Below are 16,540 nucleotides of genomic sequence, written 5' to 3'. Positions count from 1 at the left end.
TGTTTGTTTTATTTCGTCAACCCACAACGACCCCCCGCGCTTCTATTCTCTTTCACCTTTGCCGTCGGCGGCCGACGACGGTGACGGCTCGGCGGCCGACGGCGGTGACGGCTCGGCGGCCGCGTTGGTTTCCGCGGTGTCAACCGTAATCCCACCGTCGGTCGCGGGGCGCTCGCACCCGATTTCGTAGCGACCGTGCGCCTCTCCGGCGAACTCGACGAGATCGAGGCCGTTCGGCGGGTCGTCGGGCAGATCGGGAGCGACGAATTCGACCCTGGCGTCGTCTGCGTCGACTCGGAACTCCTCGACGGCGGTGCTCGACGAAAGTGTGGCCACGGGACAGCCCTCACAGGCCGAGACGGCGAGTTCGACGTGGATCCCGTTAGTCATACTGGCACGTAGGAGTTCAATGCGGGATATAAGGACGAGGGGTTTCCAATCCGATGAAAACGCTTGCCCGGTGTCGCGACCCCTCTGTCCCGGTATTGTTGCAGTCGGTTCCGGTGGACACGCCCTTTTACCCTCACGGGCGGAATCGGGTGGTATGCCGCCACTGGAACTCCCGCTCGGCCTCGGCACGTCGGGCCTCGACGACCCCGCGGAGTGTACCGCCACGGTGACCGCCGCCTTGGAGGCCGGCTACCGCCACGTCGACACCGCACAGATGTACGACAACGAGGCCGCGGTCGGCGAGGGGATCGCCGCCGCCGATGTCGCCCGCGACGACGTCGTCGTCGCCACGAAGGTCCACCCGGAGAACCTCGCGCCCGACGACGTCCGAGAGACGGCCCGAGAGAGCCTCGACCGGCTCGGGCTCGACCGCGTCGACCTGCTGTACGTCCACTGGCCGATCCGCGCGTACGACGCCGAGGCGACCCTGCCGGTCTTCGACGAGCTGCGCGATGCCGGGCTCACCGACCACGTCGGGGTCTCGAACTTCACGCCGGAGCTGGTTCGCGAGGCCCGCGAGATCCTCGACGCGCCGGTCGCGGCCCACCAAGTGGAGTGTCACCCGCGGTTCCGACAGCGGGAACTCCGCGAAACAGCCGCCGAGTTCGACCACCGGCTCGTCGGCTACTCGCCGCTGGCTCAGGGTGAGCTGTTCGACGACGACGCGTTCCTCGCGATCGCCGAGCGGACCGATCGCTCGCCGGCCGTCCTCGCGCTCGCGTGGGCGCTCGCCCGCGGTGTCACGCCGATCCCGAAGGCGACCGGCGACCACGTCGCCGAGAACCTCCGCGCCGTCGACGCCGAGATCGATTCCTCAGTCCTCGCCGAGATCGACGGGCTGGAGCCGGGCGACCGCCGGATCGATCCCGACGACGCGGCGTGGAACCGCTGAAGTCCGGGCGATCGCAGTCGACCGACCCCCTCAGACCGCCTCCAACTCCTCAGACCGCCTCCAACTCCTCAGACCGCCTCCAACTCCTCAGACCGCCTCCAACCGCGCCTGCAGCTCCGCCTCCGCGCGGTTGAGGAGGTCGGCCATCGGCTCGTCGAGGTAGGTCGTCCACTGGTCGACGAACCCCGATCGGCCGAGCATTCGGACCACCTCGTAAATGGGGCGCCTCTCCGCGAATCCCTCGGGGAGCCCGCCGGCGCGCTCGGCGTATCCCGCGTGCAGCGCCGCCGCGTATCGCTCCGGCCCCCGATCGTCGAAGCCGTTGAGGAGCTGGTCTTCCGCCCTGACGAGGTCGCGAGCGGGGTCGCCGACGTGGGCGAGCTCCCAGTCGATCGGGACGATCCCGTCGTCCCCGTGGCCCCCGCCGTTACGCCCGCTCTCGGTGTCGACGACGAACAGGTTCGGCATCGCGACGTCGCCGTGGAGGAGCGCCGCGGGGGCGTCGCGGAGGCGGTCGCGGTTCGACTCGACGCAGTCGATAGCGGCGTCGTAGTGATCGGCGAGTCGCTCCGACGTGCCGATCTCGCGGGTTCGCTCGATCGTTTGTAAGAGCACGTCGGGCCACGGCGCGCGGTCGAGGTCGAGCCCGCCTCCGGCATCGCTTCCGCCGATCTCGCCGTGCGACTCGAACCGCTCGGCGTGGAGGGTCGCCAGCGTCGCGCCGACGCGTCGAAGCAGGGCCTCGCGTTCGGCGTCGCTCTCGGCCTCGCTTTCGAGCTCCTCCCACGCGCCGAGGAGCTCGCGGCCGGGCACGGGGGCCGTGACGAGGTACGGCACCGTCGCGTCCGGGTCGGCGGCGAGCACCTCGGGGACCCCGATCGGTCGCTCCGCGGCCACGTACCGGAGCACCGCCGACTCGCGGGCGATCCGCGTGCCGTCGTCGTCGACCGCGACCTTGCAGAAGGCCCGGCCGCCGTCCGCGAAGACGACGCCGGCCGTCTCGTTGGCCCCGTTCCACGAGGGGCCGACATCGGTCAGGCGCTCGACCGACCGCTCCGGGAACGCCTCTCCGAGGGCGGTCGCCACGGCGTCGTTCATGACGGCGAGTCAGTCCGGCGGCTGTTAAGACTGCTGTCACCCGCCGTCCCGCGTCGAATCAAACGCCGAAGCCGGGGTGTCTATTTGGGGTTCCGCTACGTGCGGTTTCCTATGGAGCACGTCGAGTACGTATACACCGGCGGAATGGCCGAGTCCGATATGGAGGACCGCCTCCGAGCAGGTGAACACGGCGTCCTCGGATTAGCGGAGGGCAACGACGCGTACGCCATTCCGCTGAGCTATCACTACGACGGCGATCGATTCCTCCTCCGAGTGAGCGAGCACGACGACGAGGGCGAAAAGAATCGATTCCTCGAAACGACTGAGACGGCCACGTTCGTGTGCTACGAGGCGTCGACGAACGAGTCGTGGAGTATTCACGTTCGCGGTCAGCTCCGGCGGTGGGAGGGTGACGTCGACGAGGCGACGCTCAACGACTGGTTTCAACCGTTTCGGTTGTTCGACGAACCGACCGAGACCGTCGAATTTTCCCTGTACGATTTCCGAATGGAGAGCGTCGCCGGCCGCGAAACGGTCGCGTAGCTCGTTCGCGAGAGCGCCCCGAAGACGCCGAACTGTCCTCAGCGACGTGGAGGCCGGTGGTACGACCCACTTCCGGCGCCTCCCTGCCAAGCCCGCCACGCGTACGCCACCCTCCGACGAGTTCGCATCGACCTCGTGTTCTTGACATCGTATTCCCGACTTCGCATCGAGTCGAACGTCGGCGAGCCGGCGATTCCGTGGTGTTATCGTGGAGACACTTATGATCGCGTCCGTCGTAGCATCCGGCATGAGCGATACACACCCGATAGCGATGGACGACGACGAGCGCGACGCGTTCCTCGGCACCGGCGGCACCGGTGTCGTCTCCTTTGAGAGTTCGGGCGACGAACCGCCGCACTCCGTGCCGATCTCTTACGGCTACGACGGATCTGAGACGACCGTTTATTTCAGACTCGCCGTCGGACCCGATAGCGACAAGGGAGACGTCGCCGGCCGTCAGGTCACGTTCGTGGCGTACGGACAACGGGACGACGAGTGGCGGGGCGTTATCGCGAAGGGTCGGTTGGAAGAAACCACCGAAGCGTCGGTCGCAACGGAGTCGCTCGAAGGCCTCCAGCAGGTCCACATCCCACTCGTGGACATCTTTGGCGACCCCGTCAAGGACGTTTCGTTCGAGTTCCATCGACTCGTCTCCTACCAGATGACTAGCCGAGCGGAATCCAGTACCGAGGTGTGAATCCACACGAGACGGTGAATACTCGGTTATACTGGGTGAATATCGACTGCCGAGAAATCATCGACACGCTGATATCTGTTGAGGACACATCAATTAGCAGTGACAGGCGACGCGATCGGGGGACGAGTGAAATTCGAGGTCGACGGCGAGACCCTCCGCGTCCGTGACGCGCTAGATGGTACGGAGATCCGGTTGGTGCTGGACCGCGAGCCCGACCCGCAGCCCGCGCTCACGGAGCTCTTTCCGTTTCCCGTCGACGGGGCGATCAGCCTAGAGACGGGATCCATCTCGGTCCCCGACTACTCCGCGGTGAGCGTCCGTCGGGCCGAGGGCGAGTTCGTCGCGCGGCTCAACGAACCAATGGAGCTCCCGCGCGGGTCGTACTGCTTCGACATCAGCGGCGTGACAAAGGTGCTCGTCCGCGCGCCAGACGTGACGGTCTCGACGACCGGCATGGTCGACTCCGGCGCGGTCGATATCGAGTTCGACCGGCCGACCACCGTCGCGCTCGGCGCGCGATCGCTGCACTCGCGGCCGGAGGCGACGATCACGGTCCCCGATGACCCTGCCGCGCTGGCGGAGGTGATATCGGTGCTGGGCTCGTCGATCAAGGAGTTCTCCCCCGAGCGCTCGTGGCCGACGCTCCGCGGCTACCCCCCGCTGATCGAGCGCGGCGACGCGCTCGATATCCCGAGCCCGCTGGTCCGACCCGACACCGGCGTCGAAGTGGTCGTCCGTCCCGAGTACGCGGACATTTACCGGCTCTCGACGCTCTCGTATTACCTCGGCGCACGGATGGTGATCGGCGACGCGCCCGCGATCCGACTCGACACCGGCTACGTCGAGTCGCTGCCGACCGGCGATAGCGCGCTCGAAGCGCGGGCCGAGGAGCTGCTCCGGACGTGGTTCTTCCTCGACACGCTCGCGCGGACCGAGGGGTACGTCCCCTCCGACCGGTACGAGTATCAACAGGTCGGTCCGGAGCTTCCCTTCTACCCTCCGAACCTCGCCGACCTGTCGATGAGCGATCGGCTGATGGAGTACCTCGAGGTCGATCCGGCGACGGTCGCGCCGTACGCCCCCGATTGGCCGACCGAAGCCGTGCTCCGACCGGGCCCCGCCGGCGCCGAGCTACTGTCGCACCTCGCGCACGTGCTGGCGCCGGTTCGGGTGCGCGGTTCGCCGGAGCCCGATCGTCCCGGTGCGCCGGTGGCGCTGGCGACGTCGCCGAGGTTCGCGCCGACGGGCGGGACGCCGAGCCCGGACGACGACCCGCTCCCCGCCGGTACGTTTGCGTTGACACCCGCGTGCTACGAGAACCGGCTCCGCCGGGAGACGACCGCTCGCGGCGAGGTCCGCGTCGTCGCGCTGGTCGAATCGCCGGAGCGCGCGACGGCGGTCCGGCGCGCCATCGCCGATCCGGCGGTCCCCGAGGGAATCGGCGACTGGGAGGTGCTCGATCGACCGGATGCCGAAACGGTCGCGACGGTGCTCTCCGATCCAGACGTCGACGTCGCCTACTGCGGGCTCCCCGTCGGGGGTGGCGAGGTCGTGGCGGCCGACGGCGCGGTCGTGCTCGCCGACCTCGACGAGGCGCCGGCGCTGACGGTCTTCGAGGGGACCGACCGCGTCGGCGGGGGACTCGCCGCCGTCGAGAACGGCGGGCTCGGATCCGTCGTCGTCGCGGAAGCGCCGTCTTCCACGGGGCTCAGGTCGGTCGTGGCTCTGTTGGCGGCGGGGACGTCGATGAGCGCGAGCGTTTCGCTGTCCGGTCTCGCCGACGAGACGCGGATCCGCTGCGTCGGCGATCCCGGCGTCCAGGTGGCGTCCAACGCCGGGTTGGCGATGCAAGTGAACACGGTGCGGTCGGAGTCACCGACGTCGCATCGGTTCGAACGCGGATCGGTCCTCTCTCTCCCGGTTCGGATCGGCCACGAGCAGACGCAGCTGTTCGAGGGGTTCGACGGGCTGAGTGAGCTGGCCGGAACGACGCGGACCAACGGTCCCGCTGTCGACTCCGCACGGCTCCTCGCGATACTCGAACAGGACGATTCGGTCGTCCGTTTCAACGATCGCCTCCTGCTTCCGAGCGACGACCGCTCCGAGGCGGACGTCGAGCGAATGGCTCGCCGAGCCCTCGCCGAGGACGCGCCCGAGGAAACGACCCCGGGCGATCTGACTGAGGAAGGTCGACGGGACTGACAAGTGGCGGCCTCCGATCGTCCGAACTCACCGAGGATTTTTATAACGTAGCCGACCAACCGCCGCGTATGCCCCAGATCCACTTGGACGAGGAGACGGTCGAGCGCCTCGACACGCTCCGCGCCAGCGACGAGGAGTACGACGAGATCGTCAGCGAACTGATCAGCATCTACGAGGCCGAGGAGTTGACGCTGTTCCGCGGCAGCGACATGGAGTAGCGAGACGAGGCGTCCGTCGACCGCGACTCGGTCCTCTATTCTTGGTACGCGAGCCTCACCTGCTCCCACCGGCCGGTGTCTTCGAGGTGCGCCTGCAGCTCGTCGGCGTACTCTTGGACGAGCCGCTCGGCGGCAGCGAGCTCTTCGTCCGAGCCTCCGCCACTGCCGCCGGATCCCCCGAGGCCGAGCGCGTCCTTGATCGAGTCGACGAGGCCGCCGGACCCTCCGCCGTCCTGCCCTCCCGGCGCCCCGCCCATCGCGGCGACCTGCGACCGGACGTTCTCCAGTTCCGGCATGATCGCCGGGAGGCTGGAGGTGTCGGCGACGAGACGGGCGTCGTCGGAGTCGGCGGCGTTCTCGATCTCGAACTCCGCCGCCGTCATGATCAGGCCCCATTCTTGACTGGAGAACCGCGAGGCCGCCACTCGATCCGTGAACTGGTTGTCGACGGTCATGCGCTCGCCGACGATCGCGTCTGTCCACTCGCTCATACCAACTGGTTCGGCCGCGGCCGTACAAGCCCCTTTCCCTCGTCGCTCTCGGGACGGTTTATACCGTCCGGACCCTCGCTCCGGCATGAACGCGCGAACGCGACGCGACCTGCTCGCCGCCGTCGGCGCCGCCTCGACCGCCGGACTCGCGGGCTGTGCCGGCGTGCTCCTCCCGGGAGGCGACGACGACGACGCGGCCCCGGTCGACCGGACCGGCGAGGAGACCGTCGCGGTCGCGGTCGGCGCGGACGGCGGTTTCTCCTTCGCGCCCGCGGCGGTCCGGATCGACGTCGGCACGACCGTCGTCTGGGAGTGGACCGGCGCGGGCGGGAGCCACAACGTCGTCGACAGGGACGGCGCCTTCGACTCCGGCCTCGCCGCCGCGGAGGGGTACGCCTTCGAACGCGAGTTCGCGACGGCGGAGACCTACGAGTACGTCTGTACGCCCCACCAGACGCGGAATATGGAGGGGACGATCGAGGTCGTCGATAGCGACGGCTGAGCCGTCGATGGCGACGGCTGAGAGATGGGCGGCGAGCGCTCAGGGGAGTCCGTCGAACGCGTCGCCGGCGAGGCCGGGCCCGTTCGGAATCGGCACCGTTCCGTCCGAAACCGGGCACGGGTCCGGCGCGAGATCGTCGGCGAGCAGCGACGCCGTGGCGAGTCCGCAGGGAGCGACGCCGGGGACCGCGGCCGCGACGTGGACCGCGGCGGTCCGCGCGACGACCGCGTCGATCGTGGTGGTAATCACGGGCTCGACGCCCGCCGCTCGCGCGGTCGCCGCCGCCGCCAGCGCGCGGTCCGGCCCCCCGAGCGCCATCGGCTTCAGGACGACGGTGTCGGCCGCGCCGGCGTCGAGGACGGCGTCGACCCCGTGGCTCGCCAGCGACTCGTCGAGGGCGATCGGGACCGGGGAGTCGTCGCCGGCGCGGTCGTCTCGGCCGTCCCGGGCGCCCCGGAGGGCCGCCGCACCCGCGAGGTCGGCCGCGGGGAGCGGCTGCTCGACGTACGCGAGGTCCAAGGGCGCGAGGCGACCGATCGCTTCCCGCGCGGTCGCCCGGTCCCACGCGCCGTTCGCGTCGGCCCGGAGCGCGACCCCGTCGCCGACCGCCTCTCGGACCGCGCGGAGGCGATCGACGTCGGCGTCGAGGGGGCGCGCACCGACCTTCACCTTCACGCAGTCGAACCCCTCGTCGACGGCTCTCTCGGCCGCGGCGGCGGTCGTCTCGGGGTCGCCGTCGCCGACCGTCGCGTTGACCGGGACCGTCTCGGCCGGGGTCGCGAGCCCGTGCTCGCCCGCAAGCCGCGCGGCCAGCGACCGGTCCTCCTCGCGCGCCTCGGCGTCCGCGAGCGCGAGCGCGATCCCGTGGCGGGCCGCGGGTGTCTCGCTCGGTTCGAGGCGGTCGAGCGCGCCGTCGATGAGGGAGCCGTCGTCGTCTCTCTCCTCGCGCAGGGCCGACTCGCACGCCGACCGCGACTCGGTCCAACCGGGGAGCGGGGCGGCCTCGCCGAGTCCCGGGTCCGGCGTCTCATCGCCGTCCTCGGCCCCCACGCCGACGAGGAACCCCTCTCGCTCCGTGATATCGCCGCGGGCGGTCGCCAGCGGGGTCGTCAGCCCGAGCGAGAAGGAGCGGAGCCGCATCGGTCAGACCGCGAGCCCGACCGCGAACGCGACCGCGTAGGCCGCGAGGAGCTTCCCGGTCGATTCCAAGGCCGGGTTGAGCGCGTCGCCCGAGGTCTCGGTCAACACGGTGCGCGTGACGTCGACCGCGAGCGGGAGCGTGAGCAGCGGGAGCAGCACCGCGGGGCCGTCGCCGCGGGCGAGGAACCAGAACGGGGCGAGGTACGCGAGCGCGAGCAGGCCGACGTACTGGACCCGCGAGAACCGGTAGCCGAACCTGACCGCGAGGGTGCGCTTGCCGGTCGCCGCGTCCTCCTCCAAGTCGCGAACGTTGTTGACCACGAGGATGTTCGTCGAGAGCGCGGCGATCGGGAGGCTGGCGACGACGGCGGCGAGGGTGACCGTGCCCTGGGGAATCCACAGCGGGAACGCTTGTCCGACGAGCGCGGCCGCCTGCACGTAGTAGGTGCCGGTGACGGCGATCACGCCGAAGAAGACGAAGACGAAGAGGTCGCCGAGGCCGTGGTAGCCGAGTGGGTACGGGCCGCCGGTGTAGGCGATCCCCGCGGCGACGGACGCGAGCCCGATCGCGAGGATCGGGACGCCGCCCACGTACACGAGGGAGGTGCCGACGAGGATCGCGGCCGCGAACGTCAGCCACATCGCCCGCTTCACCTCGGCCGGCTCGATGAGGCCGCTGGCGACGACGCGGGTGAACCCCTCGCGGTCGTCCGTGTCGGCCCCCTGGATCGCGTCGTAGTAGTCGTTCGCGAAGTTGGTGCCGACTTGGATCAGCGCCGCGCCGACGAACGCCGCGAGCGCCGGCAGCGGGGCGAACGCGCCCGTGCGGAGCGCGAGCCCGACGCCGACGATCACCGGTGCGGCCGCCGCGGGCAGCGTCTGTGGCCGCGCGGCGATCACCCACGCCCGCCGCCGCGACACCTCGGTACTCATTGGCAGCGATAGGCGCGTCGCGTCCCTTAAGCTTGCCATCCCGGATCGACTCGGAGACCCGCCCGTGGCCGTCGGCCACACCCCACAGCTATGATGGCCGGCGACGAGTCCCCGACATGGCCCGCGTTCCATACGTCGACGCGTCGGACGTGCCCGAGGAGTACGAGGAGCTGCTGGAGTCGTCGCTGCAGGGAAAACCCCTGCACGTCTACCAGTCGCTCGGCAACAACCCGGAAGTGCTCGCCGGGCTGCGCTCCTTTCTCGGCTCGCTGTGGACCGACAGCGGCCTCTCGGACCGGGACCGCGAACTCGTCATCCTCGCCGCCGCGAGCGAGACGCGGAACCGCTACGAGTGGCACCAGCACGTCAACATCGCCCGCGGCGCCGGGATCGACGACGCGGTCATCGCGGGGATCGGAACCGGGGACCTGTCCGCACTCGACGCCGACGAGACGACGCTGGTCGAGTACGCGACCGCGGTCGTCCGCCGCGAGGTCGACGCCGTCGTCCACGGCGAGGTCGCCGCCCGCTACGACGACGAGACGGTCGTCGGGATCGCCGCGCTCGCGCAGGGGTACGCCGGCCTCGGCGGGATGATCGAGGCCTTCGACCTCGAACTGGAGGCCGGCAGCGAGTTCCACGGCTGGGACCCGCGGTAATCGCGGTCCCGGTCCCCCGGGGCGCCGACCTCACCGACCGACAGATACGACAGGGGTCGGTCCCTATCCGAGGTATGAGCGATACGACGGCCGACGGGGAGGCCGACTCGGAAGGGTCCGAGACCGAGTCCACCGAAGCGGAAGCGAACGAGATCGCCGCGCGCTACGACGAGGCGGGCGGCGAGCGGTTGCTCACGTTCTCCGCCGACGGCGCCGAGGCCACGGTCGCCCAGAACGTCGACGGCTACGCGATGCTGAAGGTCCGACCGGGGCCGAACGGCGACGAACTGGAGCGGTACTACGGGTTCGACATGGCGCTGGACCACGCCGCGGAGCTGCTCGGCGTCGCCGTCAGCGACCTCCCGGTCCCCGACGCCGCCGCCGACATGGGGATGTGACCGCGGCTGGCTACAACTACTTATAAATAGATGTTCGATGGCGTGCGCCTGCGAGCGCCCGACAGGGCGCGAGCAGACCGCACGAGGGAGTCGGTCGCCCGGAGCAACGCGGAGGACGACCGACGAGGCTGGGGAGGTGTGAGGTGCGGTGCTGTGCGGGGCGGGACTCAAAGGGGCAGCCGCGCGGTCCGGGCACACTCGTTGCGCTCCTCGCTCGTTCGCTCCGGTCACTCGCTGCGGTGCTTACGTCGTCTGCGCGGACCGCGCGGCTGGGGCTTTGGAAGTGTTCCCCGCTTCGTCGACAGGAGCAACTTATAAACGGGGCTAGGGATTGGAAAGAGTTCACCGCCGACCAAGGGTTGGATACTTATAAAACGACGACCGAAACGACCCGGGGCGACCCACCGCCGACTACCTCCGCTCCGACGGCTACCTCTTAAAACTTCTATTCGTTCACTTCGACCGTGATCTCGTCGCGCTCGACGGCGAGCTTGAACGTCGGGACGCTCCGGTAGACGACCTCGACGACGTTCTTGCGTTCGAGCGTCCGAAGCGCGCGCCGCACCTCGTCGACCTCGGGGTCGATGTCGAACGCCTCGCGGACCGCGTTGAGCACGCTGACGACCGACTGCGACCGCTCGTCCGGGCCGGCCACCACCTCGAACACCTGCGCCACCAGCTCCGAGACGCGGATGGTGTCGGGCGCGCCGCCCTTCGCGACCGCGTCGGCCTCGATCCCGGGCTCGACGTCGACGAGATTGTTCGCCTCGGCCGTCGACCGGATCAGGCTGTCGTCGTCGCGGTAGTAGTACTCCTTGAGGTGGTTCTGCAGATATTGGTGCACCTCGCTGCCGCCGTCGAGCCCCCACGCGTCCTGCAGCTCGCCGTTCTTCGTGGGCTGGAGCCGAACGATGTCGGCGAGCCGGTTCCGCTCCTCGTCGGTCAGGCTCATCGCTCCTCGACCGCGCTCGCGGCGCGGATCACCGTCTCCTCGTCGAACTTCGGCCCGACGAGCTGGAGCCCGACGGGGAGCCCGTCGGCCTCGCCCGCCGGCACCGAGATGGCGGGGAGATTCGCGAGATTGACCGGGGTCGTGTTCGCGTCCGCGAGGTACATCCGCAGCGGGTCGTCGAGGCTCTCGCCGAGCTCGAAGGGGAGCACCGGCATCGTCGGCGACGCGATCACGTCGACGTCGGCGAACGCCTCCTCGAAGTCCCGCCGGACCCACGCGCGGGCGTCCTGCGCCTTCTCGTAGTACTTGTCGTGGTAGCCGGCCGAGAGCGCGTACGTGCCCAGCAGGATCCGACGTTTGACCTCCGCGCCGAACCCCTCCTCGCGCGTCTCCGCGAACGACTCGTTCCAGTTGCCGTCCGACTCGGCGCGGTTCCCGTACCGCACGCCGTCGAAGCGCGCGAGGTTCGAGGAGGCCTCGGCCATCGCGATGACGTAGTACGCCTGCACCGCGTGCTCGACCGAGGGCAGCGAGATTTCCGTCGTCTCGGCTCCCTGCGCCTCTAGGTCCGCGATCGCGGCCTCGACCGTCTCGACGACGCGCTCGTCGGCGCCGTCGAACAGCTCTGTGGGGACGCCGACGGTCAGCCCGTCGACGTCGCCGTCGGCGGCCGCAGCGTAGCTCGCGTCGGGGTCAGCGCCCTCGACCTCGCTCAAGTCGCGGGTCGTGCCGTCGTTCGGGTCGGGACCGGCAATGACGTCGAGCGCGGCGGCCGCCTCCTCGACGGAGCCCGCGATCGGGCCGATCTGTTCGAGTGAGTTCGCGTACGCGACGAGCCCGTAGCGCGAGACGAGCCCGTATGTCGGCTTGATCCCGACGACGCCGCAGAACGCCGCCGGACAGCGCACCGACCCGCCCGTGTCCGAGCCGAGCGCGAGGTCGGCCTCGCCCGCGGCGACGGCGGCGGCCGACCCGCCGGAGGAGCCGCCCGGGACGCGTTCGGGGTCGGCGGGATTCCGGGTGGGGCCGAACGCCGACGTCTCCGTCGTCGTCCCCATCCCGAACTCGTCCATATTCGTCTTCCCGACGACCGTCGCGCCGGCGTCGATCAGCCGGTCGACGACCGTCGCGGAGTACGGCGGGACGTAGTCGGCGAGCATCTCCGATCCGCAGGTCGTCCGGACCCCCTCGGTGGAGATGTTGTCCTTGACCGCGACGGTCGCGTCTGCGAGGGGGCCCTCGGCGTCCGCGTCGCCGTCGATCGTCGCCTCCGTGATGAACAGGTTGTAGTCGGTCGCCATCTACGACACCTTCGGGCCGACGAAGTAGCCGTCCTCCGTCTCCTCGGCGTTCGACAGCGCCTCCTCTTGAGTGAGTCCCGACTTGACGTCGTCGGGGCGCATCACGTTGACGAGCTCCTCTTCGCGCTCGGTCTCGGGGACCTCGTCGAGGGCCTCGAAGTAGCCGAGGATGTCGCCGAACTGGTCGGCGAACGTCTCGACCTCGTCGTCGGCGAGTCGAACTCTGGCTAGATCGGCGACGTGACGGACTTCCTCGGCGTCGACGGCGGACGTGTCGGCGCCGTCGGCTGCGTCCGCCTCCGCGTCGCCCGTGGACTCGGACGTATCGCTCATACGTTGAGGTTTCCCGGACCGGGAGTAAGGGTTTCGGAACGTCGCATCCGCGGCGTCGACCCGGAAAAAAGCGACTGCGATGTCGACCCGGAAAAAAGCGACTGCGATGTCGACCCGGAAAAAAGCGACCGCGGCGTCACTCGCCCTCCTCGGCGCGGACTGTCACCACCGGCGGGTCCGCGAGCCGCACCACCTTCTCCGTGACGCTACCGAGCAGGTAACGCTCGACGCCGGTCCGACCGTGGGTCCCCATCACCACGAGGTCGATGTCGTTGGCGTCGGCGTATTCGAGGATGGCCGAGTGCGGCGTCCCCATCTCGACGGCGGTCGTCAGGTCGATCCCGTCGAGCGATCCGGCCGAGGCCTCGACGAGCTCCTCCGCCTGGGCAGTGAGCCCGTCCTCGATCTCGTCCGGGTCGGGTCCGTCCTCGTGCCTCCCGATGTACCCCTCGTCGGGCGACCGCCCGCTCATCGCTTGGCTCTCCTCGTCGAGGAACGCCCCGCTCAGGCCGAGCCCGCCCCCGCGAATGTCGATGACGTGCAGGACGTGGACGGTCGCGTCGAACGCCGACGCGAGTTCCGCCACGTGCGCTGCCGCCGCTTCCGATCCGGTGCTCCCGTCCGTCGGGTATAGTATCTGATCGTACATCGTGCCACCCAATTGAAACTTCGCGGGACAGCGGTAAAAACGCACCGCAGATTCCCGCTATCGGCCGATCCGCTCTCACGACCGAAACACCGCCGTCGATCGATCGGGAGATGGGCCGTCAAAACGACCAGAAAGTCGGTCTGAAGGTCAGGCCGAAAATCGGCCGGAAGCCCGGCCGCGAAACCGCCCGCGTTTATAAGAGGTCGTTCGAGACGAGCCGGTCGACGGCCTCGCGCAGGCGCCCCTCGCTCGCGGCGTAGGAGATCCGGGCGTGGCCGGGCGCGTTGAACGCGCTGCCCGGGACGCACGCGACGGACGCCTCCTCGATGGCGGCCTCGCACCACGCCTGGTCGTCGTCGTCGACGGGGATCATCATGTAGAAGGCGCCGTCGCCGACGTCGACGTCGACCCCGTGCTCGTCGAACAGGTCGACGAGGAGGTCGCGACGGTCGGCGAACGCCTGCCGCATCTCCTCGACGGATTCGTCGGTGTTCTCTAGGGCCTCGACGCCCGCGCGCTGGACGAAGTTGACCGCACAGGAGACGGAGTGCGAGTGGAGCTTGCCGGCCTGCCCGACGAAGTCCTCTTTTGCGTGGAGGTAGCCGAGCCGCCAGCCGGTCATCGAGAACGCCTTCGAGAAGCCGTTGATCGTAACGGTGCGGTCGGCCATCCCGTCGAGGCTCGCGAGCGAGACGTGTTCGGCGTCGTAGACGATGCGCTCGTAGATCTCGTCGGATATCACGGCGATGTCGTGCTCGACGGCGAGGTCGCGGACGCCCTCTAAGGCGGCCTCGGAGAAGACCGCGCCCGTGGGGTTCGAGGGGGAGTTGACGACGAGCAGCTCGGTGTCGTCGGAGACCGTCTCGACGAGGTCGTCGAGCGCGGGCTCCAGCTGGAAGCCGTGCGGCGCGAGGTCGACGCGGGAGAGGTCGCCGCCGGCGAGCTTCGCCATCGCCTCGTAGGAGACCCACGCGGGATCGAGGAGGACGACCTCGTCGCCGTCGTCGATCAGCGTCTGGAACGTCTCGTATAAGGCCTGCTTGCCGCCGGGGGTGACGATCACCTCGTCGGCGTCGGCGTCGATCCCGGTGCCGCGCAGCTTCGCCGCGATCGCCTCTTTCAGTTCCGGAACTCCGTTCGAGGAGGTGTATCCGGTGTGGCCGGCGTCGAGGGCGTCCTTCCCTGCCTCGACGATATTCGCGGGGGTGTCGAAGTCGGGCTCGCCGACCGAGAGGTCGACGATGTCGGCGCCCTCGGCCTCCTTTTCGGCTGCGAGGTTCGATATCGCCAGCGTCGCGCTGGGCTCTACGCGTCCGATCCGGTCCGAAAAGTCGTATGCGTCGCTCATTGTCGTGTGTTCCGTTGGGGGTCGTCTCCGCCGCTCATCCGAGCTCCTCCGCGAGATCGATCGCGGCGTCGGCCGCGTTCGCGCCCTTGTCGATCCGCTCTCGCGCCTCCGCGCCGGACATCCCCGGGCCGCTCACGCCGAAGGTGACGGGGGTGTCGCGGTCGAGGCTCACCCGCGTGAGCTGTTCTGCGGTCGCGCTCGCGATGACGTGGTCGTGGTCGGTGTCGCCGGTGACGATGGCGCCGACGACCGCCACCGCGTCGACGTCGTCGCGCCGCGCGAGTCGGTCGGCGGCCAGCGGGCTGTCGTACGCGCCCGGCACGCTCACTTCGTCGACGATGACGGCGTCGCGGTCGGCGGCCGCCTCGCGGGCGGCCTCGGCCATCGGCTCCGTGACGGAGTCGTTGAACCGCGCCACCACCAGTCCCAGCGAGACCATATCCCCGCTCACACCGGCGGCGGCAAAGGTCTACCGTTCCGGCGGAGGGTTGCCGGGCGAACGTCTTCGGGAACGGCGGCGGAGCGGGCGAGTATTGCTTATAAAGGGCCGAGGCGGACGGCGCGTGCCTGCGAGGCCGCTTCGCGGCCGAGCAGCACCGCGCGAGGGCGTCGCTGGCGGCGCCAGCCGCCAGCGACGAGGCTGGGGAGGTGTGAGGTGCGGGTGCGGTCCCGCGAGTGAGCGAGCAGGACCGTCTTCCAGTGGTGCGGGGTGGGACTCAAAGGGGCAGCCGTGCTCGGCGAACCCCAGCGACGTAAGGACCGCAAGGAGCGAGCAACGCGAGCGACTGAGGACCGCAACGAGCTGTGGGAGCCGAGCGCGGCTGGGGCTTTGAACGTGTTCGTTGTCGATCTACCGATGATCACTTATAAACAGTCGGTGAAGCGTTCAAACCCGAATCACTCCAGACCGCGAACCTCCTACTTCGCGACCTTCGCCTCGAACTTCTCGCGCACCTTCTCCATCTTCGGCTTGGCGTGGAAGGTGCAGTAGGCGTCGTCCGGGTTCTTCGCGAAGTAGTCCTGATGGCGCTCCTCGGCCCGGTAGAACGTCTCCAGTCGGTCGAGTTCGGTCACCACGTCGTCGTCGTACTCCTCGTCGAGCGCCTCGATGTAGGCCGCGGCGGCCTCGCGTTGAGCCTCGTCGTGGGTGAGGACGATCGAGCGGTACTGGCTCCCCACGTCGGGACCCTGTCGGTTGAGCTGGGTGGGGTCGTGGACCTCGAAGAACGCCTCCAGCACCTCGTCGTAGGCGATGGCGTCGGGGTCGAACTCGACCTGCACGACCTCGGCGTGACCGGTGTTGCCGGAGCAGACCTGTTTGTACGTGGGATCGTCGACGTGGCCGCCCGCGTAGCCGGACGTGACCGACTCGACGCCGGCGAGCTGTTCGAGGGCCGCCTCGGTACACCAGAAGCACCCGCCGCCGAGCGTCGCTGTCTCGAGCTGATCGGACATATACTCGTCATAAGGGCTCGGAGACGTATTAATGACGCGCGCTTACGAAGGAGAAATGATCGGTACTGTGGGTTCGCGTTTATAAGTCGCCGACTACAGATCGACGGTGGACCCCTCCAAAGCCCCAGCCGCTCGCCAATACGTGATCGTTGGCTTCGCGGTGAAGATCTCCAAAGCCCCAGCCGCTCGCCAATACGTGATCGTTGGCTTCGCGGTGAAGATCTCCAAAGCCCCAGCCGCTCGCCAATACGTGATCGTTGGCTTCGCGGTGAAGATCTC

20 protein-coding genes are annotated in these 16,540 nt (G+C 69.1%); 8 read left to right on the top strand and 12 right to left on the bottom strand.

The genetic code is table 11. The features are described from left to right. Positions 1-42: 42 nt before the first annotated feature. A complete protein-coding gene (locus tag OQF71_RS09810; RefSeq protein ID WP_280587374.1) occupies positions 43-579 on the bottom strand; it encodes a hypothetical protein in 537 nt (178 codons plus the stop codon). Between OQF71_RS09810 and OQF71_RS09805 the strand changes: the two genes are divergently transcribed. Next, on the top strand, positions 545-1,342 hold the full coding sequence (locus OQF71_RS09805) for an aldo/keto reductase (RefSeq protein WP_280587372.1): 798 nt from the start codon (positions 545-547) through the stop codon (positions 1,340-1,342). The genes OQF71_RS09810 and OQF71_RS09805 overlap by 35 nt on opposite strands. 87 nt (positions 1,343-1,429) lie before the next feature. Here the strand turns inward: OQF71_RS09805 and OQF71_RS09800 are convergent, their stop codons facing one another. Further along, positions 1,430-2,440, bottom strand: a complete 1,011-nt coding sequence (locus OQF71_RS09800; RefSeq protein ID WP_280587370.1) for a phosphotransferase — start codon at positions 2,438-2,440, stop codon at positions 1,430-1,432. A gap of 111 nt (positions 2,441-2,551) precedes the next feature. Here OQF71_RS09800 and OQF71_RS09795 point away from each other — a divergent pair, with 111 nt between their 5' ends. From OQF71_RS09795 to OQF71_RS09780, 4 genes are all read left to right on the top strand, one after another. Continuing rightward, positions 2,552-2,983 (top strand): pyridoxamine 5'-phosphate oxidase family protein, encoded by a 432-nt coding sequence (locus OQF71_RS09795; protein ID WP_280587368.1) that lies wholly within the window; start codon positions 2,552-2,554, stop codon positions 2,981-2,983. Between the two features lie 247 nt (positions 2,984-3,230). Beyond that, positions 3,231-3,680, top strand: coding sequence for a pyridoxamine 5'-phosphate oxidase family protein (locus OQF71_RS09790; protein WP_280587366.1), 450 nt, complete (start codon positions 3,231-3,233; stop codon positions 3,678-3,680). Between the two features lie 99 nt (positions 3,681-3,779). After that, a complete protein-coding gene (locus tag OQF71_RS09785) occupies positions 3,780-5,882 on the top strand; it encodes a hypothetical protein (RefSeq protein ID WP_280587365.1) in 2,103 nt (700 codons plus the stop codon). 68 nt (positions 5,883-5,950) lie between these two features. Then, entirely contained in the window at positions 5,951-6,100 is a 150-nt protein-coding gene (locus OQF71_RS09780) for a hypothetical protein (RefSeq protein WP_280587364.1), read from the top strand. Positions 6,101-6,135: 35 nt separating this feature from the next. On the opposite strand, the gene OQF71_RS09775 is transcribed toward OQF71_RS09780, so the two are convergent. After that, complete coding sequence (locus OQF71_RS09775; RefSeq protein ID WP_280587363.1) at positions 6,136-6,591, bottom strand: DUF5799 family protein; 456 nt, start codon at positions 6,589-6,591, stop codon at positions 6,136-6,138. A gap of 85 nt (positions 6,592-6,676) precedes the next feature. On the opposite strand from OQF71_RS09775, the gene OQF71_RS09770 reads away from it, so the two are divergent. After that, entirely contained in the window at positions 6,677-7,093 is a 417-nt protein-coding gene (locus OQF71_RS09770; protein ID WP_280587362.1) for a halocyanin domain-containing protein, read from the top strand. A 39-nt stretch (positions 7,094-7,132) separates the two neighbouring features. On the opposite strand, the gene OQF71_RS09765 is transcribed toward OQF71_RS09770, so the two are convergent. Both OQF71_RS09765 and OQF71_RS09760 read right to left on the bottom strand, forming a co-directional pair. Next, positions 7,133-8,233 carry an enolase C-terminal domain-like protein gene (locus OQF71_RS09765; protein WP_280587361.1) on the bottom strand — a complete coding sequence of 367 codons (1,101 nt, stop codon included), beginning with the start codon at positions 8,231-8,233 and terminating at the stop codon, positions 7,133-7,135. Between the two features lie 3 nt (positions 8,234-8,236). Then, a complete protein-coding gene (locus OQF71_RS09760) occupies positions 8,237-9,166 on the bottom strand; it encodes a 1,4-dihydroxy-2-naphthoate polyprenyltransferase (RefSeq protein ID WP_280587360.1) in 930 nt (309 codons plus the stop codon). 116 nt (positions 9,167-9,282) lie between these two features. Between OQF71_RS09760 and OQF71_RS09755 the strand changes: the two genes are divergently transcribed. Continuing rightward, positions 9,283-9,825, top strand: coding sequence for a carboxymuconolactone decarboxylase family protein (locus OQF71_RS09755; protein ID WP_280587359.1), 543 nt, complete (start codon positions 9,283-9,285; stop codon positions 9,823-9,825). 74 nt (positions 9,826-9,899) lie between these two features. Continuing rightward, positions 9,900-10,223 carry a hypothetical protein gene (locus OQF71_RS09750; protein WP_280587357.1) on the top strand — a complete coding sequence of 108 codons (324 nt, stop codon included), beginning with the start codon at positions 9,900-9,902 and terminating at the stop codon, positions 10,221-10,223. Between the two features lie 445 nt (positions 10,224-10,668). Here OQF71_RS09750 and OQF71_RS09745 read toward each other — a convergent pair whose 3' ends face one another. The 7 genes from OQF71_RS09745 to msrA all read right to left on the bottom strand — a co-directional run bounded on the left by OQF71_RS09745 (position 10,669) and on the right by msrA (position 16,261). Further along, the gene (locus OQF71_RS09745) at positions 10,669-11,175 is read right to left on the bottom strand and encodes a DUF5797 family protein (RefSeq protein ID WP_280587356.1); all 507 of its coding nucleotides are present in this window, start codon (positions 11,173-11,175) and stop codon (positions 10,669-10,671) included. Beyond that, complete coding sequence (gene gatA, locus OQF71_RS09740; protein WP_280587355.1) at positions 11,172-12,476, bottom strand: Asp-tRNA(Asn)/Glu-tRNA(Gln) amidotransferase subunit GatA; 1,305 nt, start codon at positions 12,474-12,476, stop codon at positions 11,172-11,174. The genes OQF71_RS09745 and gatA overlap by 4 nt, the downstream gene beginning before the upstream one ends. Then, positions 12,477-12,809: an Asp-tRNA(Asn)/Glu-tRNA(Gln) amidotransferase subunit GatC gene (gene gatC / locus OQF71_RS09735; protein WP_280587354.1), complete on the bottom strand. Its 333-nt coding sequence runs from the start codon at positions 12,807-12,809 to the stop codon at positions 12,477-12,479. 136 nt (positions 12,810-12,945) lie between these two features. Then, positions 12,946-13,458, bottom strand: coding sequence for a universal stress protein (locus OQF71_RS09730; RefSeq protein WP_280587353.1), 513 nt, complete (start codon positions 13,456-13,458; stop codon positions 12,946-12,948). 193 nt (positions 13,459-13,651) lie between these two features. Beyond that, positions 13,652-14,806 carry a pyridoxal phosphate-dependent aminotransferase gene (locus OQF71_RS09725; protein WP_280587352.1) on the bottom strand — a complete coding sequence of 385 codons (1,155 nt, stop codon included), beginning with the start codon at positions 14,804-14,806 and terminating at the stop codon, positions 13,652-13,654. A 34-nt stretch (positions 14,807-14,840) separates the two neighbouring features. Beyond that, the gene (gene ribH, locus OQF71_RS09720) at positions 14,841-15,245 is read right to left on the bottom strand and encodes a 6,7-dimethyl-8-ribityllumazine synthase (protein WP_280587351.1); all 405 of its coding nucleotides are present in this window, start codon (positions 15,243-15,245) and stop codon (positions 14,841-14,843) included. Between the two features lie 479 nt (positions 15,246-15,724). Continuing rightward, complete coding sequence (gene msrA / locus OQF71_RS09715) at positions 15,725-16,261, bottom strand: peptide-methionine (S)-S-oxide reductase MsrA (RefSeq protein ID WP_280587349.1); 537 nt, start codon at positions 16,259-16,261, stop codon at positions 15,725-15,727. Positions 16,262-16,540: the final 279 nt, after the last annotated feature.

It is taken from the genome of Halorubrum sp. Boch-26, from assembly GCF_029889805.1.
Lineage (GTDB): Archaea > Halobacteriota > Halobacteria > Halobacteriales > Haloferacaceae > Halorubrum.
The sequence above is the reverse complement of the archived record's forward strand: the minus strand, read 5'-3'. Positions and strand labels throughout refer to the sequence as shown.